The following is a 22878-nucleotide window of genomic DNA, read 5'->3' as shown; positions in this document are numbered from 1 at the left end:
GCTCGCGACACTGGCTGCAGCCTCAAGGAGCCTGCCATGACCGCCCTGCTCACCGCCACGACCGTCCGGCGTCCGACCTGGGTCCGCCCGCAGCCCGTCGTCGCCTTCCACGATGCCCGCGACCCGCGCGCCGACGGTTCGGCGCCGGGCCACGACCACCAGACCAAGGCCCGCGTGGCCGCCGGCCTGGCCGCCCTGCTCGGCTGGGACTACGTCGGCGAACTGCGCGAGCTGGACCGCGGCGAGGCCCCGGTGTACCTGGTGCCGCGCGAGACGCTGACGCTGGCCGAGGCCCGCCGCCTGGGCGTGCACGGGCCGACGCAGGTGTTCGGCGGTGTCGTGCCGCAGGCCTTCGTCGCGACGAAGACGATCACCCATTGCGCCGCGCCGCACGCGACGGTGCCGCTGGGCTGGTCGAGCGCCTTCGGGCGTGCGGTGCAGCAGGCGGTGCTGCCCGGGCGTTCGTGTTTCTCCGTCGCCGATGCACGCCGCGCCGCGCTGCGCCTGCTGCGCCGGGGCGGCGTGCGGCTGAAGGACCCGGGCGGCGTGGGGGGCCTGGGCCAGTGGGCGCTGCACGATGCCGGCGAGCTGGACCGTGTGCTGGCCTCGATGGACCCGCAGGCCGTCGCGCGCCACGGCCTGGTCGTCGAGATCAACCTGCACGACGTGACCACGATGTCGGTCGGCCAGGTCTGCGTCGGTGCCTGGCAGGCGAGCTACTACGGCACCCAGCGCCTGACGCGCAACCGCGACGGCCAGGAGGTCTACGGCGGCTCGGACCTCGTCGTCGTGCGCGGCGGCTTCGACACGCTGCTGCGCCGCGAACTGCCGTCGGCGGTGCGTCTGGGCATCGAGCAGGCGCTGGCCTACCACCGTGCCGCCGAGGCCTGTTTCCCCGGCTTCTTCGCCTCGCGCGCCAACTACGACGTCGCCCAGGGCCTGGACGACGCGGGGCGCTGGCGTTCGGGCGTGCTGGAGCAGTCGTGGCGCATCGGCGGCGCCAGCGGCGCCGAGCTCGCCGCGCTGCAGGCCTTCCAGGCCGACCCGGCGCTGCGCCTGGTGCACGCCTCCACGCACGAGGTGCATGGTGGCGCCGAGGTGCCGTCCGGGGCGCTGGTGCTGTATGACGGCGTCGACGCCGAACTCGGTCGGCTGACCAAGTACGCCTTCGCCCAGACCCATGTCGACAACTGAAGAAACGATTGCCATCACCGTCGACGGCGAGAGCATCGCCGGCACCTTCGTCGCGCCGGGGACGCTGATCCCCGGCGTGCTGTTCGCGCACGGCTGGGGCGGCAGCCGCTCGCAGTACCTCGCGCGGGCGCGCGAGATCGCCGCGCTGGGCTGCGTCTGCCTGGCCTTCGACCTGCGCGGCCACGCCGGCACCCAGGCGCAACAGGCCAAGGTCTCGCGCGAGACCAATTTGCGTGACCTGCTCGCCGCCTACGACCGTCTCGTCGCGCACGAGGACGTGGACCCGGAGGCCGTCTGCGTCGTCGGCAGCAGCTACGGGGCCTACCTCGCCACGATCCTGACCACGCTGCGCCCGGTGCGCTGGCTGGCGCTGCGCGCCCCGGCGCTGTACCTGGACGCCGGCTGGGATGCGCCGAAGCTGCAGCTGCACCGTGACCAGGACCTGAAGAGCTACCGCCGCAACGTCGTGCCCCCGCGCGACAACCGCGCGCTGCGCGCGCTGCAGCAGTTCGACGGCGACGTGCTGCTCGTCGAGTCGGAGGACGACCGGATCATTCCGCGTGCCGTCATCACCAGCTACCAGGCGGCGGCGCGCGAGGTGAAGTCGATGACGCTGCGCACGATGGCCGGTGCCGACCACGGCCTGTCCGCCGAGGCGGACCAGCGCGCCTACACCCAGCTGCTGCTGGGCTGGTTCAAGGAGATGCTGCTCGGGGCCCGTCGCGGGGCGGTGCAGCCGGCCGCGGTGGAGGGCGGCGCGCCCGAACGGCCACTGCCGACGAAGAAGGCCGTCAGCGAGGCCGCCGCCGGCGTGCGGCCACCAGCGTGATCAGCGCCAGGCCGGCCGCGAGCATCGCGGCGCTGGCCGGCTCGGGCACGGCGAACGCCATCGTCAGGTCCAGCGAGGCATCACGCCCGCCCCAGCCGGTGGCGTGCAGCGTGTAGGTGCCCGGGCCCAGCGCGCCGGCAAGCACCGAGTTCGCCACCCCGGCCGCACGCCCGGCGAAGGAGTCCGACAACACGACCTGGCCGTCGGCATCGAGCACGTCGATGTCCACGCGGTACAGCCGCGAACCGCGCGGCACGACGGACCAGCTCGCCTGGCCGGCGGCCAGCAGCGCCGTGTCCAGCGTGAAGGTCACGCTCTGGTCCAGCCAGCCGCGCTGGCCCGCGGCAAAACTGTCCAGCACGAGACGGTCGCCGTACGAGAACGGCGTGTCCAGCTCCGCCGATGCGACCAGGCGGTCGAAGTCGACGACCTGGATGGTCGCGTGCGCTGGCGCCGCCGCGCAGGCCGCCGCCACCAGGCCGATCGCCGTGAATCGTTTCATTCGCCCTCCAGCGCTTGAAATGCGTCAAGGGCAACGGTGTACCGAAGCGCGCCGCGCCACCACCCCGCAGCCCCGGGGCGGCCGGCGGCAAACGGTAAACAAACGTCAGCGCCGGGGGGCCGGGATGCGCCGGTCTGTCGTCGAGCCGGCGGGCCGCCGCGACCGGTCAGTCGCCGGCTTCCTCGACGACGAAGAGGAAGCCGACGAGCCGGCCGTCCTCGCCGGTCATCTCGTAGACGTCGGCGTCGGCGATCACCTCGGCGCCGGACATCTCGACTGCGGCTGCGGTGGCCGCCTGCAGCGCGGTGTCGCGCTCGGCGTGCGCGGCCAGTTCCTGCGCCTGGGCCGCGTTGGCGCGCTCGCGTGCGGCCAGCACCGCGGGGCTGTCGCCGATGTCGCCGTCCGGGCTCAGCGTGCCCGCTTCGCGTGCGGCGTCGAAGGCCGCGCGCACCTCGGCGCGGCCGGTCGCCTGCGGCGGGGCCAGCGGCTTCAGCTGCACGCCGGCGGGCACGCGGGCCGGCTCGGCCGGGGGTTCCTGCGCCAGGGCCGTGCCGCAGGCCAGTGCCAGGCAGGCGCTGCCCAGCACCCAGGTCGACTTCTGCGTTTTCATCGTGTTGCTCCTTCGGCGAGGGCCACCTCGAGCACGTTTTCCACCGCCCGCACGCCGTCGACGCCGGCGGCGATCACCGACGCACGCGAGCGTGCGTCGGGGTCGGGCACGGTGCCGCGCAGGGCCACCCGGCCGCCGACGCTGTCGATCTCCACCGCTGCGGTCGCCAGCGCCGGGTCGCGTCCGAACTCGGCGCTGACGGCAGCGCCGATGCCGGCGTCGAACACCTTGTCGACGAACAGCTCCGGCGTGCGCACGCGCGGCGGCGGCGCCACGCTGGGCCTGGGCTCCGGTTCGACACGCACGACCGGCAGCGGGTCGACGGGTTCGGCCGCACGTGCATCCACGAACGGCCTCGGGCTGCACGCGGTGATCGCGGCGACGGCCCCGGTCGAGACGACCAGGACGTAGGCGGCGACGGGTTTCATCGGGCTTCCTCGCAATGCGCGCCGCCGGGATGGTGGCGCCCTGGTCAGCACCGTACGCGCCGGCCTGCGGCCGGCGGGTCGGGCGACGCGGACTGCGGGCGTAGGACGAAGCCTCAGCGCCGCGGCGCCGACGCCGCCGCCGCCGCCGCGCTCCGCGGCGCTGCCGTGCACGGGTCGGGGCCATCGCCGCTGCCCGGGTCGACGAAGGGCAGCAGCGCGGCCAACGGCGCCGCCAGCACGCCCAGCGCGATCGCCGCGGCCGCACGCCCGACCAGCCGGCTGGCCTGCAAGCCCACTTGCGGGCGCGAGAAATGGCCGCCGATCAGCACCGGCGTTCGCAGCGACAGCACCGAGAAGTCCTTCGGCCGTACCTGGGCGCGCAGCGCCAGCGTCTCGTCGGCCAGGCTGGCGCGGCCATCGACGAACACCGTGCTGTCGCGGTTGTCGATCACCGCGACACGCGGCACGACGAGCCCGTCCTCGACGCCGAACTCCAGCCGCGCGCAGCGCAGCGGCAGCGCTTCATCACCCCGCACGAGCACGCCCAGCGCCTGCGCCAGATCGATGCCCGCGGCCTCGGTCAGCAGGTGCGACACCGTGCCGCGGCGCAGCAGCAGGCGGCCGTCGCCGTCGGCGCTGCCGAGGATCTGCGCCGTCGATCGGCCGCGCCCGGCCAGGACCAGCCGGCCCTCGAGCACGCCGGTCAGCAGCGCGCGGCGCGGGTCGTCGCCGGCGCCGCCGCGGCGCAGCGCCCGGATCCACTGGTCGATGGCGACCCGGTCGAAGTTCAGGTCCACCGACCAGCGGGCCGGTGTCTGGCGTGCATCCAGCGCGCTCCAGCCGTCGACCCGGCCACCGCCGACCACGCCTGACAGCGCCTCCAGCCGCAGCACCGCGTCGTCCAGGCGCACCCGTGCGCGCAGCTGGCGCACCGGGGCCAGGGCCTCCGTGCCGAAGTCGAGTTCAGCGATGGCGACCTGGACCTCGGCGTCCATGCCGCGCAGCTGCGGCAGGTCGAACTCCCGCTGCGGCAGCACGCGCGGCGGCGGCGCACCGGGCGGCGGCGGTGCCGCCGCCGTGCCGGGGGCGCCGACCGCCGGTCCCAGGTCGGCCAGCGCCAGGCGCTCTCCGCCCAGCCGCCCGTCGAGCCGGCCGGGCTCGCGCGTGCCGTCGTAGCGGAAGTCGCCGGTGAGCCGGCTGCTGCCCACGGTCGCGCTTTCGGCCACCAGATGCCAGACGCCGGCGTCGTGTGCCAGCCGGCCCACCAGTTCGAACGCCGGCGTGGCCGGCAGCGCCAGCCCCAGCGGGGCGCCGACCGCCGCCAGCGACGGGCCCTGCATCCGCAGCGTGCCGTCCAGACGGCGGCCGGTCAGCAGTGCCGCGGCGCGGCCGTCGAAGGCCAGCACGACCTGCCCGACCTTGCCTTCGAGCCGCACCGGCAGCGCCGGCGCCTGCTCGGACTCGTCGAGCAGCGGCAGTGCCGCGGTGGCGTGCGCGCGCAGGTCGAGGTCGTGACCGCGGTACTGCCCGCGGGCGCGCGCCTCGATGCCCCGGCCGCCCTCGCCTTCGCTGCCGCTCAGGTCGACCGTGGCCCGCAGCGCCAGCGCGTGGTCGTCGATCTCGATGTGGCCTTCGTCCAGAGTCAGCAGGCCGAAACGAGGCAGCGCGGCCTCGCCCGCCGGCGGTGCGCGGCGCTGGCCGAGCTGCCAGCTGGCGCGGCCGTCGGCCAGGCGTTGCAGCCGGGCGTCCAGGGTCCGCGCGCGCAGCGCCTCCAGCCGCAGCGGTGCGCCGTCGCGCCAGCGGCGGATGTCACCCCAGCGCCAGTCGGCCCGCAGCGCGTGCGCATCGACAAGGTGCGGCAGCGCCATCCCGTGCGCGGCTGCGACGACGATGCGCCCTGCCTGCAGCTGCGGGCTGAAGACGAAGCGCACGCGAAACGGCGCCTCGATGCTCACCACGCTGGCGGTGGCCCGCGCCGCGGCGCGTTCGACCGGCCCGCGCAGGAAGGGCCAGCCCAGCGCCTCGCAGAGCAGCAGGGCCAGCAGCAGGCCGGCCGCGACTGCGGCGACACGCGCGGCGCGGCGTCGGCTGCGGGCAGCGGGCTGGCCTCGGGTCGCGCCGGGGGGACTCATGGCCGGCGCTCCGGCAACGAGCGTTCCGGGCGGGTACGCACGTTGCCGGAACGCCCTGATGAAGACCCCGCAACACCCGGATCGAGCGAAACCCAAGGCGCCCGCCGAGGTCGGCACGCCGCCGATCGCACCCGGCCAGGCGGCCGGCGAAGACGGCCAGGCACTGCCGCTGCCGCACGAACGCGACGAGTCGGTGGGCGACGCCGGCGAGCCGCCGCGGCCGGTCATGGAGCAGGCGCGTCGCGACCTCGCGGCAGGTCAGGTCGACACCGACCTGCGCGCAACCCCCGGGCTGGATGCCGCCGCGCGCGAACGCGCCGTCGGGCCGGCTGCCGGGCGCTCCAAGCCTTGAGCGCAGGACGCAGCGCGCTGCTGCGCTGCTGCGCTGCGTCGCCCTCGGCTCGACCGCGCCCGAGCAGGCCCGGCCGGATGTGTGCGTGCGGGCGTTCGCGCCTGGCGCTCCCGGCCCTGGGGAACGCCGTCTCCTTCAATCCGAGCGCAGCGGCTCGGCGGCGTCGGTCTGGCGACGCAGCGCTTCACGCGGTGCGCCTTCGCGGCGCAGGCGGCCCTGCTCGCGCAGCATCTCGCGCCCCAGATCCAGCCGGTGTGCCTGCGGCAGCAGCAGCACGACCTTCGGGAACAGGTGCTCCTCCTCTTCCTCGTGGTGGTGCTCGCACTGCTCCTGCAGCACGTGGGCCTTGGGGCCGAAGGTCGGGTCCTGCGGGTCCAGGGCCAGAAGGTCGTCGAGCAGGCGCTTGAGCGACAGGTGCTCCTCGAGGGACTCGAGCAGCACGCTTTCGGTGCTCGCGGCGGCAACCGCCGGGTAGAACACGCGCTCCTCCACGATCACGTGCAGCGCGAGTTCGTCGCCCACCTCGTGCAGCGCCTCGCGCCGCGTGTCGGCGGCGTCGGCGCCGACCAGGCGGCGCAGCAGTTCCTCCAGGCGGCGATGCTGGGCAACGAGCATCACGACGGCGTCGTCGGGTTCGGGACGGGGGGGTTCCACGGCGGGCTCCGGCTAGGGTGATCGCCGGGCCGGGCACGCCGCGTGCCCGGTGGCCGGCCGATGAAAGAAGCCGACCCGCAGCCCTCGCCCCCAACCTCCCAGCGTGCCGGTGGAGGCGGCGGTGGCCGGCTCGGCCCCTGGCTGCTGCTGCTTGGCGGCGCTGCGCTGGCCTGGGTGCTGGTCGACGTGCTGATGCTGGTTTTCGCGGCGCTCCTGTTTGCCCTCGTGCTGCGCGCGCTGGCCGGGCCGCTCGAGGCGCGCGGGCTGTCGGCACGGCTGTCGCTGCCGCTGGTGCTGCTGGCGCTGGCCGCGGTGCTGGCGGGGGCGTTCTGGCTGGTCGGTGCCGGGGCGGCCGAGCAGCTCCAGGCGCTGCGCGACACGCTGCCGCGCGCCTGGGCCGCGTTCCAGCGCTGGCTGGGGGACTACACCAGCGGGCGCTGGCTGCAGTCCCTGTGGGACAGCGCACGCCCGCTGGACGACTGGGGCCGGCTTGCCGGGCTCGCCACCGGCACGCTGAACGCCGCCACCGGCGCCATCGGCGCGTTCGTGCTGCTGCTGGTCGTCGGCATCTACCTCGCCGCCGACCCGGGCACCTACCGCCGCGGCCTGGTCACGCTGGTGCCGCCGGCGCGGCGCCCGCAGGCCGAACGCACGCTCGACGCGGCCGGCCGCAACCTGTCGCGCTGGCTGCTGGGCCAGGCGGTGTCGATGCTCGTCGTGGGCCTGCTCACCGGCATCGGCCTGGCGCTGATCGGCGCGCCGCTGGTGCTGTCGCTGAGCCTGATCGCCGGCTTGCTGGAGTTCGTGCCGTACTTCGGGCCCATCGTTTCGGGCGTGCTGATCGTCGGTGTCGCGCTGGCTGAGGGCGAAGGCCTGGCACTGCAGGCGCTCCTGGTCTGCCTGGCGGTGCAGCAGGCCGAGGGCTACGTCGTGCAGCCGCTGGTGCAGCGCTGGGCGGTGCGGCTGCCGCCGGTGCTGGGCATGTGCTCGGTGCTGGTCTTCGGCGTGCTGTTCGGGCTGCCGGGTGTGCTGCTGGCGATGCCGCTGATGGTGCTGACGATGACGCTGGTCAACGAGCTCTACGTGCGCCGGCTCGAGCCGCCGGACTAGCCGGACTAGCCGGACTAGGGGCCGGGCACGCGACTTGTCCTGGACGTGCCGGGACGCCCGATCGAGGCGCCGGAGGACGGAAGATGGCCACCGACCGCTATCAGTGCTGGCGTCGTGCCGGCGTGGCGTTGCTGCTCGTCGCGATGCCGGCGTTCGGCGGCGACGCCGGCCTCGTGATCGAGGATCTGGACGGCGAGCTGCCCAGGCTGCTGGTGCACGCCGGTCGTGCGGGTACGGGCCTTGCCGTCTGAAGGCGTTCACCCCACGGAAGGCCCGACGAATGAAGACGATCGCCGACTTGATGACCCGCGACCCCGTCGCGGTACGCCCGCGCGAGACGGTGCAGCGCGCCGCCCAGCTGATGGACGAACTGAACGTCGGCTGCCTGCCGGTGTGCGAGGACTGGCTGGTGCGCGGCATCGTCACCGACCGCGACATCACCGTGCGCGCGACCGCGGCCGGCCTGGACCCGGGTTCGACCGAGGTCGCCGCGGTGATGAGCGAAGGCGTGCGCTGCTGCTCGCAGCGCCAGTCGCCGGCCGAGGTCCTGCGCCAGATGTCGGCGGTGCAGATCCGGCGCCTGCCGGTGGTCGACGACGCCGGCCGGCTGGTGGGCATCGTCTCGCTGGGCGACTTCGCCGCACGCCACCCTGGCGGCGTGGACGAGACGCTGCGCCAGATCTCCACGCCGGCGGCGCCCGACCGCGCTGCGGCATGAGGGCGGGCGCGCTCGCCGCGCTGGCACTGGCCGCCGCGCTGCTCGGCTGTTCGGAGACCTCGCGCCTGCAGGCCGGCGCCGACGTCGGCCCCGACCCGACCCTGGTGGAGCCGGTGCGCACGCTGCTGCCGACCGTCAAGGTCGCCGAGGCGGTGGGCTGGCCCGAGGGCGAACGCCCGGTCCCGGCGCCCGGGCTGGACGTCGCGGCCTTCGCCAGCGGGCTGGAGCATCCGCGCTGGCTGCACGTGCTGCCCAACGGCGACGTGCTCGTCGCCGAGACCAACGCCCCCGAACGCCAGGGCCGAGGTGGCATCAAGGGCTGGTTCATGAAACAGGCGATGAAACGCGCGGGCGCCGCCACGCCGAGTGCCGATCGCATCACGCTGCTGCGCGACGCCGACGGCGACGGGCGCGCCGAGTTGCGCGTGCCCTTCCTCCAGAACCTGCATTCGCCCTTCGGCATGGCCCTGGTCGGCGACCGCTTCTTCGTCGCCAACACCGACGCGGTGATGGAGTTCCCCTACCGCGACGGCGACATCCGCATCGGCGCCGCCGGCCGCCGGCTGGCCGAGCTGCCGGCCGGCCCGCGAAACCACCACTGGACCAAGAGCCTGATCGCGAGCGCCGACGGCCGCACGCTGTACGCGACGGCGGGCTCCAACAGCAACGTCGCCGAGAACGGCATGGACGAGGAGCGCGGGCGTGCCGCGATCTGGGCCATCGACGTCGCCAGCGGCGCGATGCGGCTGTACGCGAGCGGGCTGCGCAACCCCAACGGCATGGCCTGGGAGCCGGCGAGCGGCGTGCTCTGGACCGTGGTCAACGAACGCGACGAACTCGGCAGCGACCTGGTGCCCGACTACCTGAGCTCGGTGCGCGAAGGCGGCTTCTACGGCTGGCCCTATCGCTGGTGGGGCACGCGGGTGGAGACGCGCGTCGAGCAGCCTGCGACGCTGCCTGAAACCATCCGGCCCGACTACGCGCTCGGGGCGCACGTCGCCGCGCTCGGGCTGGCGGCGGCACGCGGCTCGACGGTGACGACGCCGCTGGGCGGGGCCACCGACGGCATGTTCGTCGGCCTGCACGGCTCCTGGAACCGGCGCCCGCCGTCGGGCTACAAGGTGGTCTTCGTGCCCTTCGTCGGCGGGCGCCCGAGCGGCCAGCCGGTGGACGTGCTCACCGGCTTCCTCGACAGCGAAGGCCGGGCGCGGGGGCGCCCGGTGGGCGTGGCCGTGGACGGACGCGGTGCGCTGCTGGTGGCCGACGACGTCGGCAACACCGTCTGGCGCATCGCGCCGAGCGCCGCGCCTCAGCGGTAGAGGCCTTCGGCGTTCGCCGCGCGCCAGTTCTGCTCGAACCAGTCGGCATCTTCGGCGCTGCGCGGGCGCACGCCCATCAGGATGCCGCCGTCGCGCAGGCCGCTCTCGTACTGCTTGACGCGTTCCTCGGGCAGGCCCCAGCCGATCAGCGCGCCGAGCAGGCCGCCCGCGGCGCCGCCCGCTCCTGCGCCGGCCAGCGCCGCGGCCAGCGGCCCGGCGATGACCAGGCCCAGCCCGGGCAGCGCCAACGAGGTGCCGACCGCCGCGACGGCCGCGGCCACGGCGCCGACCGCGCCGCCGATGCCCGCGCCGATGCCCGCGCCTTCGGCCGCCTTGGTGCCGAGTTCGGTGCGTGGCTCGCCGGCGCTGCCGAAGTGGCGCTCGCGCGTCTCGTCGGACATCACGAGGTTGACGTCGTCGCGGCCGTAGCCGCGGTCGATGACACCCTGGTAGGCCCGTTCGGCGGCGTCGCGGTCGCGAAAGAGTCCGGTGAGGACGCGTTCCTGTGCCATGTCGATCTCCTTGGGTGGGTGGCTGCTGGCGGCAAGGCCCGTTCCGTGCCCGACGGGCCGTGAGGCGCGGAACGGCACTTGCCGAACCGTCCCCAGGCGGCCGCCATCGGCCGACCGGAACCACGAAAGGACGGAGAGATGACACAGCACGACGATCGCTATCGGCAGCAAGGCGGCTCGCAGGACGAGCGGCGCCAGTGGGAGCAGTCGGGCCGCTCCGAGCAGCAGGCCGGCAGCGGCGGCTCGCGCAGCGGCGCGGGCAGCAACTACGGCGACTGGCGTCCCGACACCGACATGCGCGGCCAGATGGGCGGTGGCTACGACGAAGGCGCCCGCCACGGCCAGCAGGACCAGTTCAGCCCGCGCGGCGGCGGGCAGATGGGCGGCGGCTCCTACGGCCAGGGCCAGGGCCCGTACGGCGGCCAGGGCGGTCTCTACGGCAGCCAGGCCGGCATGGGATCGGGCGGCAGCCGCTACGAAGGCAGCCAGGGTTACGGCCAGGGAAGTCAGGGCGGCGACGGCGGCTACGGCCAGGGCGAGCGTCAAGCTTCGTCCTCGGCGGGCATGGGCAGCGCGCAGGGAGGCTTCGGCAGCGCGGGCTACGGTGCCGGCGGCACGCGTGGCGACTGGGGCTCCACCCAGCGCCACGAGGACTGGGGCCGCTCGGGCAGCAGCAGCGGGGGCAGCGGCGCCTGGGGTCGCGGCCAGGGCGGCGACTCCGGCCAGGGCGGCTGGCAGCCGGGCCACGACAATGCCTTCGACCCCGACTACCACCAGTGGCGCAGCGAGCAGATGCGCACCCTCGACGAGGACTACCGCCACTGGCGCCAGGACCGCTACAAGAAGTTCTCCGACGAGTTCTCGCAGTGGCGCAGCAACCGCAGCCGCGGCGGTTCGGAATCGGGTTCGGCGAGTCCGGCGGGCGCCTCGGCTGGCGGCAGCTCCGGCGTCTCGGGCAGCTCCGGCATCTCGGGCGGCACCGGCCTGAGCGGTACCGGCACGTCCTCCACCGACGGCGAAGGCGGCACCAGGCCGGCGGCGGGCGGCAAGACCCCGTAAGGGCCGCATCGGCTGCCGGCCGTCGCGCAGGCCGCCCGCAGTCGACGACGGGGCGCCGCGCGGCGCCCCGTCGTGCTTCAGGAGTGCCGCCGGCGCCGCTCCACCGACTCGATGCGCAGCATCTGCCGGTACTTGGTGACGGTGCGCCGGGCGACCACCAGGCCCTGCTGCGCGAGCTGGCGCGTGATCTCGGCGTCCGACAGCGGGCGCTCGGGGCGTTCGGCCTCGATGATGTCCTTGATCAGCCCGCGGATCGCGGTGGCCGAGCAGGCGCTGCCGTTGGCGCTGATCATCGCGCGCGAGAAGAAGTACTTCAGCTCGAAGACGCCGATCGGCGTGGCCATGTACTTGTTGTTCGTCACGCGCGAGACCGTCGACTCGTGGATGCCGACCTCGTCGGCGATCTCGCGCAGCACCAGCGGCTTCATCGCCATCGGGCCGTATTCGAGGAAGTGGCGCTGCCGGCGCACGATGGCCTGGGCCACGTCGAGGATGGTGGAGAAACGCTGCTCCACGTTGCGCAGGGTCCAGCGTGCGTCCTGCAGGTGGCCGGCCATCTCGCCGTTGTGCGTGCTGCGGTGGCGCTGGAAGAGCTCGGCGTAGACGTGGTTGAAGCGCACGCGCGGCACGACGGCCGGGTTCAGCTGCACCGACCACTGCCCGCGCACGCGCTTGACCAGCACGTCGGGCACGACGTAGGCCACCTGCGAGGAGCCGAAGCGCCAGCCCGGCCGCGGGTCCAGGCGGCGGATGCGGTCGCAGACCTCCTCGATGCGCGCCGGCGTCTCGCCGAGCTGGTGCGCCAGGCCGTTGACGTCCTTGGCCGCCAGCGTGTGCAGGTGACGCGAGACGATGCGTTCGGCCAGCGCGCGGGAGGCGGCGCAGTCGATCTTCGACAGCTGCAGCTGCAGGCACTCGGCGACGCTGCGCGCGGCGACACCGGCCGGGTCCAGCGACTGCACGCGCTTGAGCGCGATGCTGAGTTCGGTGGGCGACGGCGGCGGCTCCAGGTTCAGCACCTCGGCCACCTCGTCCAGCGGCGTGCGCAGGTAGCCGTCGTCGTCCAGCGACTCGACGATCGCCTGCGCCAGCGCCCGATCTCGCGGCTCCAGCGGCAGCACGTTGAGCTGTTCGTGCAGGTGCATGTTCAGCGTCGTCTCGACCGCCATCATGTCCAGCGCCGAGATCTCGCCGTCCTCGGCGCGTCGTGTGCCGCCGGGGCCCTCGCCTTGCCAGATCTCGCGGTCGTCGCCGGGGTCGATGCTGGTGACGTCGGCGGCTTCGGCCTCGGACGGCGCGCCCTCGGCGGCCGTGTCGGCCTCGCCGGAGTCGGTTGCGGCTTCGCCGTCCTCGCCTTCCTCGGGTTCGAGGAAGGGGTTCTGCCCCATCTTGTCCCGCACCATCGCGGCGAAGTCCAGCGACGACATCTGCAGCAGACGCACGGCGTGCTGCAGGCGCGGCGAAAGCGTCTGCGTCTGTCGGCTCTCGGCTCTCAGGTCCATCGATCCCATGGGTATCGGCCTCCTCGTGGTTGGGCGCCTCCGGCCGCCGGCTTCGCCGTGCCGACGCGGGCGCGGAGGGCTCCACCGCAACCCCCGTGCCGAAACGCGGACCGCGTCGCAAACCGATACAAAGCGATGGCGACACCCCGTATTCCCAGGAAGAACGGGGTAACCGTACGCAACCGCGCGCGCTGACCTCGGGGGCCTGGGCGGCCGTGGCGTGACCGGCGGCAACACTTTTGCGGCAAAGCGTGCCAGCGGGCACGCTGGCGCGGGCCGGCGCGCGGCGGAGCCGGCACAGCGTTTGCCAACCCCGGCTGACGTTCAAGGAGAACCCATGCCCCGTACATCACGCGCCGCCCAGTCCGCCCGGGAACAGGTCCTCACCGACCTGAAGAACGACCACAAGCGGGTCAAGAAGGCCTACAAGGACTTCGAGAAACTCGGCTCGGCCGATCCCGAGGCCTGCCGGGCCATCGTCGAGCAGGTGCTGCTCGAGCTGCAGGTGCACGCCGCGCTCGAGGAGGAACTGCTCTACCCCGCCGCGCGCGAGGCGCTCAAGCAGGCCGACCTGATCGACGAGGCCGAGGTCGAGCACGAGTCGGCGCACCAGCTGATGGATCAGCTGCGCACGCTCGGCCCCGACGAAGACAAGTACGCCGCCCGCTTCACCGTGCTGTGCGAGTACGTGCTGCACCACGTGAAGGAGGAGGAAGGTGAACTCTTCCCGGCGTTGGAAGAAGTGCGCCTGGACTGGGAGCAGCTGGCCGAGGCGATGAGCGCCCGGCGCCAGCAGCTGACCGCCGATGAAAGCGACGGCGCGCTGGTCGCCGCGTCCGGGGATGGCCAGCGCAGCGGCAGCACCCTGGCCGCCAACGGCGTCTCTGACGACGGCCTGGCGAGTTCGCGCAAGATCTGATCCCTTGCCGGCCCGGCCGCCCGCGCGGCCGGGCTGGCGGCTCAGGACGGCTGGTCGTAGTCGCCGGTCAGTTCCACCCTGCGCGCCCGCAGCCGCCGGCCGAGCTCGGCGAGGTCCAGCCCTTCGGCCAGCGGGAACAGCTGCTGTTCCTCGAATGTGGCGTGGCGGCGCAGGGCCTCGGACAGTGCGGCGACGCCACCGTCGTCGCCGGAGGATTCGGCCAGCGCACGCAACTGCGCGTCCAGGCGCTGGTGCTCGGCACGCGCCTGGGCCAGCGTCTCGCCGGCGGGCAGTGCCGGATAGAAGATCTCGTCCTCGATGCGGGCGTGGATGCGCAGCCGTCCGCCGATGCGTGCCAGCAGCCCGCTGCGATCGGCCGCGCTGGCGTCGCCGGTGACCAGGCTCGCGTATTCCTCGCACAGCTGCTGCAGGCGCCGATGGTCCTCGCGCAGCATCTCGAGTGCATCGTGGGTGCGCGCGGGCGCGGCGGCGTTTCGGGCTCGGTCCATTGGTCTCCTCGGTCGGCAAGGTCGCGACGGGCAAACGGGGCGCCCGCCGCGGGCACGTCGTTTGCCACTGGCGTCGCACCTCGACTCGCAAGGAGAACACGACGATGAAGACCTCTTCCCTGCTGCTGGCTGCGATGCTGGGCCTTGGCGCGCTGGCGACCACCGGCTGCGCCGTGACCGACGGCCAGAGCAGCGTTGGCCAGTACGTCGACGACACGACGATCACGACGCGCGTCAAGAAGCGCATGGCCGAGGACCCGACGGTCAGCGCGATGCGCATCAACGTCGAGACGCTCAACGGCACGGTGCAGCTGTCGGGCTTCGCGACCACGCAGTCCGAGAAGGACCATGCGGGCCAGATCGCCGGCGGCGTGCCCGACGTGAAGAACGTGCGCAACAACATCACGGTGCGCCCGGCCAGCCAGTGAGCGTGCTGGTGCCCGCCGCGGCCACGTCGCGCTGACGGCGCCGTGCGCAGCGGCGCTCACCCCACCCGGCCCCCGCAGGCGCTCGCGCTGCGGGGGCTTTTCGTTCTGGCGACGCTTGGTTTCGTCAAGCTGGCGCAGCCGCTGCTGGCGCCGATCCTGTTCGCGCTCGTGCTGGCCGTCGTGCTGGTGCCCGCGGTGCGGGCGCTGCGCCGGCACGGCGTGCCCGAGTTCGTCGGCGCCGGGCTGGTGGTCGCGGCGCTGCTGGGCAGCACGGTGCCGCTGGCGGCGGTGCTGGCCGGTCCGGCCGCCGAATGGTGGCAGCGTGCGCCCGAGATCGTGGCCGAGCTGGCCCAGCGCCTGCAGCGCCTGCGCGCCGCGATTCCCGGCCTTGACGCCGGTGGCCCGCCCGGTAGCGCCTCGGGCCCGCTGGCCGAGCGCCTGGCCAGCGAAGGCGTGGTGCTGACGGGGCAGTTGCTCGGGCACGGGCTGTCCTTCGTGCTGTCGGCCGCCGCCACCGTGATCCTGCTGTACTTCCTGCTCGCCAGCGAACACTGGCTGCTGCCGCGTGCGGTGCGGGCGCTGCCGCGGCCGCGCCAGCGTGCCCTGGTTCTCGCCGGGACGCTGGCCGCGCAGCGCGACATCGGGCGCTTCCTGTCGTCGCTGGCGCTGATCAACGCCGGCGTCGTGCTGGTGCTCGGGCTGGGGCTGCACCTGGCCGAGCTGCCGAACCCGCTGATGTGGGGCGTGGTCGGCGGCGTGCTGAACTTCATCCCCTATCTCGGCCCGGTGGCGATCGTCGGTCTGCTCGCGCTGGCCGGCCTGCTCGCCTTCCCCGACGGCTGGATGCCGCTGCTGCCGCCGGCGCTGTTCCTCGCCGTGCACGCGGTGGAAGCGAACTTCATCGCGCCTTGGTTCGTCGGCCGGCGCCTGGTGCTGAGCCCCGTCTCGGTGTTCCTGTCGGTGATGCTCTGGGGCTGGTTGTGGGGCATCGCCGGGGCCCTGGTGGCGGTGCCGGTGCTGATCGGGCTGCGGGCGGTCAGCCAGCGCATGCCGCGGCTGCGCTGGCTGGGCACCCTGCTCGACGGGCGTCAGGCGCAGGCGCCCGGACGACGTCTGCGCTTGCCCCGGCGTTAGGGCGGCAGCGGACGGGTGCTGTCCTGGACGGCCGGGGGCCGCTCGGGCGGCTCCACCGCAGGCTCGCGCAACCCCGGTGCCATGCCCGGGCCGGCGGGTTGCGAGGCCGACGGCGGCCGCTGCGGCAGCGGCAACGGCGGTGGCAGGAGGCGCGCGGCCGGCGCGCCGGACACCGGCGGGGCCGGCGGCGGCAGTGTCGGCACGGCGTTCGGGTCGGTGTCGGTGGTCTGTGCTCGCGCCGGGTTCAGTGCCAGCAGCAGGAAGATCAGGGGCGAAGGCAGCAGGCGGCGGATTCGCATCGCGGTTCTCCGGGTCAGGCCCGTGCCCAGGCAATCCCGGTGCCGCGGGGCGCGGCACGGTGATTGCCCTGACTGCGCCAGCGGGATTCCTCGCTCGCCGCCGACCACCGAATGTCCAAGTCAAACGCTTCCACGCCGCATCGTCCCCTGTCGCCGCCTACGCCGCGCTCGGACTGGGACCGGGGGCTCGCCGAGCCTCTGGTCGGGGGCAACCGCGTTGCGCTGCTGCCCGATGCCGGCGCGGCGTTCGCCGCCATGCTCGACGCGGTGGACGACGCACGCGACCACGTCAACGTCGAGAACCTGGTCGACGTCGAGGGCCCCGGCCTGGACCTCCTGCGCCGGCTGGAGTCCCGTGCACGCGCCGGGGTGCGCGTCAACCTGCTCGTCGACCGCAGGCCGCTGGGTGACGGTGTCGAGGCCGCGTTGCAGCCGCTGCGCCGCAGCGGCGTGAGCCTCGGCGAGCACGACAGCGCGGCCTGGAGCGGGCTTTTTCCAGGGGCGCCGCGCTGCAGCGAGCCGCGCGAACTGCTGGTCGTCGACGGCCGCGACGCCTTCATCGGCGGGCTCGACGTCGCCACCGGGCGCGGTCTGCCGCAGGAGGCGCGCCCCGGGCCCCGGCTGCAGGTGCAGGGGCCGGTTCTGCAGCGGCTTCAGCGGCTGTTCGTCGTCCACTGGCAGCGTTTTGCGCGCGGGCCCATGCAGCAGGCGCGTTACTTCCCGGCACTGGCCCCGGCCGGCCTGCAGCGCATGGGTGTCGCGGCGGCCGACAGCGGCGAGCGCAACCCGTTCGTCGAGGCCCTGCTCGCGGCGGTGGGCGCGGCCACGCGGCGCGTGCTGCTGGCCAGTCCGTGCGAGCAGCCGCCACGGCGCCTGATCCAGGCGCTGGTGCAGGCCAGTGGCCGCGGTGCGGCCGTCGAGCTGACGGTGCCGCGTGCCGGCAGCGGGCTGCTGCGCGGCATGCCGATGCGCCAGGCGCTGCACGCGGCCGGTGTCGTCGTGCACGAGGCGCAGCCCGGGCGCTGGCATGCACGCCTGAGCGTCGTCGACGGCGAGTGGGTCGGCATCGGTTCCGCGCGACTGGACTGGCGCAACGTCGTGCGCGACGGCGAGGCCGGCATCGTCGTCGTCGATTCGACGCTGGCCGGCCGCCTCGAGCAGATGTTCGCCGACGACGTGCGGCGCACACGCGGCGCCGCGGCACCCTGCTCCACGCCCGGCCCGCACGGGTACCCCGGGACGCACTACGCGGGCGACTTTCGCCCCTGAACCAGGCGCCCTCGGGCCGGCGGGGGCGCTGGCTGCGGCCGTCGTGCTGCGACACACTGATGCCGATGCTCTCGTTGTCGATCCGTTCGCGCCTGCTGCTGCTGGTCCTGGCGGTGCTGCTGCCGGCCGTGGCGGCGGCGGCCTACGTCATCGCGCGCACCTTCGAGGCCGAGCGCAGCGCGCTCGAACGCAACCTGCGCGACAGCGCCCGTGCGCTGTCCACCGTCGTCGACCGCGAGATCGAGCAGCGCGCGACCATCGTGCGCGTGCTCGCCACCGCCCGCGCGCTGGAGAACGCGCCCGACCTGACGGCCGAGCAGCGGCGCGTGTTCCAGCAGCAGGCGCGCCTGGCGATCGACGGCATGGACGGCTGGATCGAGCTGACCGACGGCGAACGCTCGCTGCTCAGCACGCGTGATCCGATGGACAGGGTGCCGGCCGGCACCGCTGCGTCGGTGCCCCCGCTGGCCCAGGCCGCGAGCGTGCGTCCCCTGTCCAGCGGCGGCGACGTCGGCCTGCCCTACGCCCGCGTGGTGCAGCCGGTGCTGCGCGACGGCCGCGTCGTCGCCAACCTCCAGATGACGATCCTGCCCGCCGAGCTGCAGCGCATCATCGACCGGCAGGAGCTGCCGCCGGGCTGGCTCGGCGCGATCCTCGATGCCAGGGCCTCGGTGGTGGCGCGCCACCCGGGCGGCGTGCAGCACGCCGGCCGGCGCGCGACACCGGACATGATCGAGCGCCTGGCGCAGGAGCGAGAGGGTTTCTTCGACTCGGTCTCGCTGGACGGCGTGCCGGTGCGCGGCTTCTTCAGCACCTCGCAACGTGGCTGGACCTACATCGCCGCGATGCCGCGCCTGGCGCTGGCCGGGCCGCTGCCGCCGGCGGTGCTGCAGCTGGCTGCCGGCGCGCTGCTGCTGCTGGGGCTGGCGGTGGGCGGGGCGCTGTTCGTGGCGCGGCGCATCGTCGGGCCGGTCAACTCGCTGAAGGTGGCGGCCGCGCGCATGCGCTCCGGCCAGCCGGTCGCGAACCGCACGACGGGCCTGGCCGAATGCGACGACGTCGCCGCCGCGCTGGCCGAGGCCGCCGAGTCGATCCAGCACGCCCGCGCCGACCTCGAACGCCAGGTGGCCGACGCGGTGGCGCGCACGCGTCAGGCCGAACAGCGGGTGTCGCTGAACCAGCGTGTGGAGGCGCTGGGCCGGCTCACCGGCGGCGTCGCGCACGACTTCAACAACCTGCTGGGCGTCATCAGCAACAGTGCGCACCTCATCCAGCGCCGCGCCTCCACACCCGAGATCCAGGCCCCGGTGGCCTCCACGCTGCGCGCCGTCGAGGTCGGCAGCCGGCTGACGCAGCACCTGCTGCGCTTCTCCGGCCGCCACCCGACGCGGCCGACCCGCATCGAGCTCGCGCGTTACCTGGCCGAGTCGCAGGAGCTGATCCGCGTCGTGCTCGGCAAACGCTGCGAGCTGTCGGTGCACGTCGTGCCGGGCACCGCGGGCATCCGGGTCGATTCGAGCGAACTGGAGCTCGCGCTGATCAACCTCGCCCTCAACGCCCGCGACGCCCTGCCCTCCGGCGGCCACGTGCGCATCGAGGCCGCCGACGCGCCGGCCGAGGACCTGGCGGATCTGGCGCCCGGCGCCTACGTGCAGATCCAGGTCAGCGACGACGGCACCGGCATCGAGGAGGCGATTGCCGACCGCGTCTTCGAGCCCTTCTTCACCACCAAGGCGGTCGGCAAGGGCACCGGCCTGGGGCTCAGCCAGGTGCATGGCTTCTGCGTGCAGGCCGGCGGCCGCGCCTGCATCGCCAGCACACGCGGCATCGGCACCACGGTGACGCTGCTGCTGCCCGCCGCCGGCGACGACGAACCCGGCGTCGGCCCGACACCGGCGCCCCTGCCCGAAGGCGGGCTGTACGGCGTGCGCGTGCTGCTCGTGGAGGACAACGCCGAACTCGCCGACGTCACCGCCGGACTGCTCGATTCGCTCGGCTGCCGCGTCGTGCGCGCCCGCAGCCCCGAGGAGGCGCTGGGCCTGATCGACGAGGGGCGGCGGCTGGACGTCGTGCTCTCCGACATCGTGATGCCCGGCGACATGGACGGCGTCGCGCTGGCGCGCACGCTGCGGGAACGGCGGCCGGATCTGGCGGTGGTGCTGATCAGCGGCTTCAGCAGCGCACTGCACGCGGCGCACGGATTCCCGGTGCTGGCCAAACCCTGCACGCCCGAGGAACTGATCCTGGCGCTGCGCCGGGCGATCGACCTGCGCCGCCCATGACCTTTCGGCGCGTCAGGCATGCGGCCTGCCGCCTGTCCGGGATGCCGCGGCCGGTGCCGCGGCGCAACCCACGAAAGGACTTTCCCATGATGGACCGCAAGGACGTCGTCGACACCCTGAACCGACTGATCGAGACCAGCAAGGACGGCGAGTACGGCTTTCGCAGCAGTGCCGAGCACGCGCGCGACGCGCAGCTCCAGCGCATCTTCCTGGCCCGTGCCGACGAGTGCCGGCTGGGCGCGGCCGAACTGCAGACCATGGTCGTGCAGTACGGCGGCACCGCCGAGGACGGTGGCTCGGCCACCGGCGCGATGCACCGCGGCTGGGTCGCCGTGAAGGGCACGCTGGCCGGCTACAGCGACCTGGCGATGCTCGAGGAATGCGAACGCGGCGAAGACACCGCCATGGAGCGTTACCGCAGCGCGCTCGTCGAGGACCTGCCGAGCGACGTGCGCATCGTCGTCGAACGTCAGTTCGAGGGCGTGAAGCGCAATCACGCCCAGATGCGCATGCTGCGCGACGAGGCGCGCGCGCGCACCGCCTGATGCGCTGATCGGCGCGGGGCGCCTCGGCGCCCCGCGTGGCCGGCGTCAATCGCGGCCCGGTTCGCGCGCTTCGGCGTCCGCGTCCGGGTCGTCCTGCGTCGGCGCGTCGTTCCCCGCCGGCAGGTCGGAATCGAACTCGTCGGGCTCGACCGGCGGCGTGCGCCCCGGTATCGGCGGCCGGGTCGCCGCGGCGGCGGCGTCGCCGACGCCGTCACCGACGGGGTCGGCCGATTCGTCCTCGACCTCCTCCCCCGTCCCGACGAAGTCCAGGTCCGGATCCTCGTCGTCGCGGACGGCGTCTTGTGCTGCCGGGTCGACGCCACGGTCGATTTCCCGGCCGGGATCCATGCCGGCGCTGCGGCGTTCGCCGCTGCCAGCGGCATCCGTCGCATCGGCGGCTTCGACGTCGGGGCCGGCCGCAGCCGGGGGCGCGCGGTCGATACCGAGCAAGGGGCTTTGTGCCATCAGGTCTCTCCTGCCGCCAACGCGGCGGCTCGTGGGCCGGTCGGCAAGCCCCGTGCCCCACGGGTGTCAGGGCGAGACCTCGAAGCGCCACAGCCCTGCCGGCCCGGCGGGGCACATCGTGTCAGCCGGCGTCGCGGTGGTGCTGCAGGCGCTCCACCGGGAAACCCTCGCCCTGCGCGATCTCCAGCAGCGCCTGCAGCGTCTGCGGTGCGATCACCGGCGTGCGCGACAGCACCCACAGCGATTCGCGGCTCGGATGGCCGACCAGCGCCACCGTGTAGCCGCGGTCCAGCGCGAGGATCTGGTAATCCGCCCAGCCCAGCGGCAGCGCGTGCAGCCAGGCGGGCAGGAAGTTCACTTCCAGCCGTGCGTTGCCGCTGCCGGGCACGACCCGGGCGACGCCGCGTGCGACGCGTTCGCGCCCGTCGGCGCCGCGGCAGCGGTTCTCGACGACCAGACGTGTGCCCGCCGGCGTGTAATGCGTCACCGGCAGGCTTTCGCAGCTGGCTTCGTACGGGGCGCCCAGGCGGGCCACTTCGTGCCAGGTGCCGGCGTAGCGTGCCAGGTCCACGTGCTCGACGGTCGCCAGCGGCGGCCACTCTGGCTTTTGCAGCCACTTCTGCACCAGCGGCACGCCGACGCCCAGCACCGCGGCCACCGCGCCCGGGCTGCTGCGGGTGCGCCAGCGCGCCGGCAGCAGGGGCCACAGCAGGCCCAGCAGTCCCACCCAGGGCATGCCGCCCCCGTCGCCGCCGGCCTGCGCCGGCGCCAGGCCCCGCGCAGGCCCCGGGCCGGGGGTCGGCCGGACCATGCGCCACAGCGCCGCACCGGCCAGCAGCAGTCCCACGCCCGAGGCCGCCAGCCGCCACGGGCTGGCCGCGTGGCGCACGCGCCGGCCGAGCGTGTCGACGCTTTCGAGCAGGCGACGTTCACGGGCCACCAGCGCCTGTTCAGCGGCCTGGATGCGCAGGTCGAGATCGGCCTCAGGCGGCAGCGCGTTCATCGGCGGCGGCTTCGTTGGCATGGCGCACCGAGGCGCCGGGAGACAGCGTGAGATGGCGCCGCGTGCGCGGCAGGCGCAGCAGCGGCACCAGCCGGCGGATGCGCCGCAGCGCCAGCAGCGCCGCGACGAGGTTCAGCGCCAGCACCGCCGCCAGCGCGGCGGCCCAGTGCAGGCCGGCTTCGAGCAGCGCGACGGTGATCCCGGCCCACAGCGCCAGCCAGGCGGTCACCGCGAGCACCGCCGCGGCGACCACCAGCATCAGGATCTGCGCCAGCGCGCGCCCGGCGCGCACCAGCTCGAGCGAGAACAGCTCGACCCGGTCGCTGACCAGGCCGGGCAGTTCCTGCAGCACCGACTGCAGCGTGTCGAGCCAGCCCTGGGGAGGCGGCGCTGGCGCAGCCGCGCCGGGCGCGGCCCCGCCGTCGCCGCCCGGCGGCGTGCTGCGGGCGTCGTCCATCGGCGCGCCGGTCAGCGCGTCAGCCGCGCGATCAGCACGCCGACCGCCAGCGCGGTGGCGAGTGCGGCGATCGGGTGCTCGCGCACCGTGTCGCGCAGGCTCTCGGTCCACTCGTCGCCGGTCTCGCGCAGCGCGTCGGCCTTGGCGTGCAGGCGTTCGTTGGCGTCGTGCACGCCGTCCTGCAGCCGGCTGACGTGCGGGGCGGCACGTTCGGCGAGCTTGTCGATCGTCTCGTGCGCGCCCTGCACCACGCGCTGCAGGAGCTCGTCCTGGCGGGCGCTGCCGTTGCCGGCGCCGGTGGGTGTGACGGACGGCGGGATCGTGGCGCCGCCGGGGGTGTCTTCGGGGATCGATGCCATCTGAGGCCTCCGGTCAGCGCGGCGTGCCGCGACGGAACAGGTTGACGATGGCCAGCAGGATGATCGCGCCGACCAGCGAGACGATCAGCGCGCCGAAGCTGAACACGCCCTGGTTGATCGTGCCCACGCCGATCAGCGGCGACACGAGCCAGCCGCCCAGCGCCGCGCCGATGATGCCGACGACGACGTTGAGGATCACGCCCTGCTGGGCATCGGTGTGCATGATCTTGCTGGCGACCCAGCCGATGAGGCCGCCGACGACGAGCCAGATGATGAGGTTCATGAGGG

General features: G+C 74.1%; 28 protein-coding genes. 14 read left to right on the top strand and 14 right to left on the bottom strand.

The window, feature by feature from the left end:
* The first annotated feature begins 36 nt into the window (after nt 1-36).
* Nucleotides 37-1194 (top strand): DUF3182 family protein, encoded by a 1158-nt coding sequence (locus tag EV684_RS03940; RefSeq protein WP_165908392.1) that lies wholly within the window; start codon nt 37-39, stop codon nt 1192-1194.
* Nucleotides 1181-2023, top strand: coding sequence for an alpha/beta hydrolase family protein (locus EV684_RS03935; RefSeq protein ID WP_132644908.1), 843 nt, complete (start codon nt 1181-1183; stop codon nt 2021-2023). Before EV684_RS03940 ends, EV684_RS03935 begins: the two co-directional genes overlap by 14 nt.
* On the opposite strand, the gene EV684_RS03930 is transcribed toward EV684_RS03935, so the two are convergent.
* The 4 genes from EV684_RS03930 to EV684_RS03915 form a co-directional block, all read right to left on the bottom strand.
* The gene (locus EV684_RS03930; RefSeq protein WP_132644907.1) at nt 1986-2525 is read right to left on the bottom strand and encodes a PEP-CTERM sorting domain-containing protein; all 540 of its coding nucleotides are present in this window, start codon (nt 2523-2525) and stop codon (nt 1986-1988) included. The genes EV684_RS03935 and EV684_RS03930 overlap by 38 nt on opposite strands.
* A gap of 166 nt (nt 2526-2691) precedes the next feature.
* Nucleotides 2692-3135 (bottom strand): hypothetical protein, encoded by a 444-nt coding sequence (locus tag EV684_RS03925; protein WP_132644906.1) that lies wholly within the window; start codon nt 3133-3135, stop codon nt 2692-2694.
* Nucleotides 3132-3563 carry a BON domain-containing protein gene (locus EV684_RS03920; protein WP_132644905.1) on the bottom strand — a complete coding sequence of 144 codons (432 nt, stop codon included), beginning with the start codon at nt 3561-3563 and terminating at the stop codon, nt 3132-3134. Before EV684_RS03920 ends, EV684_RS03925 begins: the two co-directional genes overlap by 4 nt.
* Nucleotides 3564-3676: 113 nt before the next feature.
* The gene (locus tag EV684_RS03915; protein ID WP_132644904.1) at nt 3677-5695 is read right to left on the bottom strand and encodes an AsmA family protein; all 2019 of its coding nucleotides are present in this window, start codon (nt 5693-5695) and stop codon (nt 3677-3679) included.
* 58 nt (nt 5696-5753) lie between these two features.
* Between EV684_RS03915 and EV684_RS03910 the strand changes: the two genes are divergently transcribed.
* Entirely contained in the window at nt 5754-6047 is a 294-nt protein-coding gene (locus tag EV684_RS03910) for a hypothetical protein (protein ID WP_132644903.1), read from the top strand.
* 135 nt (nt 6048-6182) lie between these two features.
* Here the strand turns inward: EV684_RS03910 and EV684_RS03905 are convergent, their stop codons facing one another.
* Entirely contained in the window at nt 6183-6701 is a 519-nt protein-coding gene (locus tag EV684_RS03905) for a hemerythrin domain-containing protein (protein WP_132644902.1), read from the bottom strand.
* Between the two features lie 60 nt (nt 6702-6761).
* Here EV684_RS03905 and EV684_RS03900 point away from each other — a divergent pair, with 60 nt between their 5' ends.
* From EV684_RS03900 to EV684_RS03890, 4 genes are all read left to right on the top strand, one after another.
* Nucleotides 6762-7811 (top strand): AI-2E family transporter, encoded by a 1050-nt coding sequence (locus EV684_RS03900; protein ID WP_132644901.1) that lies wholly within the window; start codon nt 6762-6764, stop codon nt 7809-7811.
* 83 nt (nt 7812-7894) lie between these two features.
* Nucleotides 7895-8062, top strand: coding sequence for a hypothetical protein (locus EV684_RS23920; protein WP_165908391.1), 168 nt, complete (start codon nt 7895-7897; stop codon nt 8060-8062).
* Between the two features lie 29 nt (nt 8063-8091).
* Nucleotides 8092-8529: a CBS domain-containing protein gene (locus EV684_RS03895; protein ID WP_132644900.1), complete on the top strand. Its 438-nt coding sequence runs from the start codon at nt 8092-8094 to the stop codon at nt 8527-8529.
* Nucleotides 8526-9848 carry a PQQ-dependent sugar dehydrogenase gene (locus EV684_RS03890; RefSeq protein ID WP_132644899.1) on the top strand — a complete coding sequence of 441 codons (1323 nt, stop codon included), beginning with the start codon at nt 8526-8528 and terminating at the stop codon, nt 9846-9848. Before EV684_RS03895 ends, EV684_RS03890 begins: the two co-directional genes overlap by 4 nt.
* Here EV684_RS03890 and EV684_RS03885 read toward each other — a convergent pair.
* Nucleotides 9839-10360, bottom strand: coding sequence for a hypothetical protein (locus tag EV684_RS03885; RefSeq protein WP_132644898.1), 522 nt, complete (start codon nt 10358-10360; stop codon nt 9839-9841). The two genes, EV684_RS03890 and EV684_RS03885, sit on opposite strands and share 10 nt — an antisense overlap.
* Nucleotides 10361-10498: 138 nt before the next feature.
* Between EV684_RS03885 and EV684_RS03880 the strand changes: the two genes are divergently transcribed.
* Nucleotides 10499-11419, top strand: coding sequence for a hypothetical protein (locus EV684_RS03880; protein ID WP_132644897.1), 921 nt, complete (start codon nt 10499-10501; stop codon nt 11417-11419).
* 77 nt (nt 11420-11496) lie between these two features.
* Here the strand turns inward: EV684_RS03880 and rpoN are convergent, their stop codons facing one another.
* Complete coding sequence (rpoN, locus tag EV684_RS03875; protein WP_132644896.1) at nt 11497-12930, bottom strand: RNA polymerase factor sigma-54; 1434 nt, start codon at nt 12928-12930, stop codon at nt 11497-11499.
* 328 nt (nt 12931-13258) lie between these two features.
* Here rpoN and EV684_RS03870 point away from each other — a divergent pair, with 328 nt between their 5' ends.
* Nucleotides 13259-13840 carry a hemerythrin domain-containing protein gene (locus EV684_RS03870; protein ID WP_132644895.1) on the top strand — a complete coding sequence of 194 codons (582 nt, stop codon included), beginning with the start codon at nt 13259-13261 and terminating at the stop codon, nt 13838-13840.
* Between the two features lie 41 nt (nt 13841-13881).
* Here EV684_RS03870 and EV684_RS03865 read toward each other — a convergent pair whose 3' ends face one another.
* Nucleotides 13882-14349: a hemerythrin domain-containing protein gene (locus tag EV684_RS03865; protein ID WP_132644894.1), complete on the bottom strand. Its 468-nt coding sequence runs from the start codon at nt 14347-14349 to the stop codon at nt 13882-13884.
* Between the two features lie 104 nt (nt 14350-14453).
* Here EV684_RS03865 and EV684_RS03860 point away from each other — a divergent pair, with 104 nt between their 5' ends.
* Nucleotides 14454-14777: a BON domain-containing protein gene (locus EV684_RS03860; RefSeq protein ID WP_132644893.1), complete on the top strand. Its 324-nt coding sequence runs from the start codon at nt 14454-14456 to the stop codon at nt 14775-14777.
* Nucleotides 14778-14819: 42 nt separating this feature from the next.
* Nucleotides 14820-15911 carry an AI-2E family transporter gene (locus tag EV684_RS03855; RefSeq protein WP_132644892.1) on the top strand — a complete coding sequence of 364 codons (1092 nt, stop codon included), beginning with the start codon at nt 14820-14822 and terminating at the stop codon, nt 15909-15911.
* On the opposite strand, the gene EV684_RS03850 is transcribed toward EV684_RS03855, so the two are convergent.
* Nucleotides 15908-16210 (bottom strand): hypothetical protein, encoded by a 303-nt coding sequence (locus EV684_RS03850; RefSeq protein ID WP_132644891.1) that lies wholly within the window; start codon nt 16208-16210, stop codon nt 15908-15910. The two genes, EV684_RS03855 and EV684_RS03850, sit on opposite strands and share 4 nt — an antisense overlap.
* Nucleotides 16211-16321: 111 nt before the next feature.
* Between EV684_RS03850 and EV684_RS03845 the strand changes: the two genes are divergently transcribed.
* The 3 genes from EV684_RS03845 (at nt 16322) to EV684_RS03835 (ending at nt 20306) form a co-directional block, all read left to right on the top strand.
* Nucleotides 16322-17479 carry a phospholipase D-like domain-containing protein gene (locus tag EV684_RS03845; RefSeq protein WP_132644890.1) on the top strand — a complete coding sequence of 386 codons (1158 nt, stop codon included), beginning with the start codon at nt 16322-16324 and terminating at the stop codon, nt 17477-17479.
* Nucleotides 17480-17538: 59 nt separating this feature from the next.
* Nucleotides 17539-19761, top strand: coding sequence for an ATP-binding protein (locus EV684_RS03840; RefSeq protein ID WP_165908390.1), 2223 nt, complete (start codon nt 17539-17541; stop codon nt 19759-19761).
* Nucleotides 19762-19847: 86 nt separating this feature from the next.
* Nucleotides 19848-20306, top strand: a complete 459-nt coding sequence (locus tag EV684_RS03835) for a PA2169 family four-helix-bundle protein (protein ID WP_200222288.1) — start codon at nt 19848-19850, stop codon at nt 20304-20306.
* Nucleotides 20307-20351: 45 nt separating this feature from the next.
* On the opposite strand, the gene EV684_RS03830 is transcribed toward EV684_RS03835, so the two are convergent.
* The 5 genes from EV684_RS03830 to EV684_RS03810 form a co-directional block, all read right to left on the bottom strand.
* A complete protein-coding gene (locus EV684_RS03830; RefSeq protein ID WP_132644888.1) occupies nt 20352-20771 on the bottom strand; it encodes a hypothetical protein in 420 nt (139 codons plus the stop codon).
* 121 nt (nt 20772-20892) lie between these two features.
* On the bottom strand, nt 20893-21774 hold the full coding sequence (locus EV684_RS03825) for a lipocalin family protein (protein WP_132644887.1): 882 nt from the start codon (nt 21772-21774) through the stop codon (nt 20893-20895).
* The gene (locus tag EV684_RS03820; protein ID WP_132644886.1) at nt 21755-22231 is read right to left on the bottom strand and encodes a phage holin family protein; all 477 of its coding nucleotides are present in this window, start codon (nt 22229-22231) and stop codon (nt 21755-21757) included. Before EV684_RS03820 ends, EV684_RS03825 begins: the two co-directional genes overlap by 20 nt.
* An 11-nt stretch (nt 22232-22242) precedes the next feature.
* Nucleotides 22243-22590: a DUF883 family protein gene (locus EV684_RS03815; RefSeq protein WP_132644885.1), complete on the bottom strand. Its 348-nt coding sequence runs from the start codon at nt 22588-22590 to the stop codon at nt 22243-22245.
* A 13-nt stretch (nt 22591-22603) separates the two neighbouring features.
* Nucleotides 22604-22873: a GlsB/YeaQ/YmgE family stress response membrane protein gene (locus tag EV684_RS03810; RefSeq protein WP_132644884.1), complete on the bottom strand. Its 270-nt coding sequence runs from the start codon at nt 22871-22873 to the stop codon at nt 22604-22606.
* Between the last annotated feature and the right edge of the window lie 5 nt (nt 22874-22878).

This window comes from Rubrivivax gelatinosus (assembly GCF_004340905.1).
GTDB classification, from domain to species: domain Bacteria; phylum Pseudomonadota; class Gammaproteobacteria; order Burkholderiales; family Burkholderiaceae_C; genus Rubrivivax; species Rubrivivax gelatinosus.
Note: the sequence above shows the minus strand (reverse complement) of the source record. Positions and strands in the feature narration are given on the sequence as shown.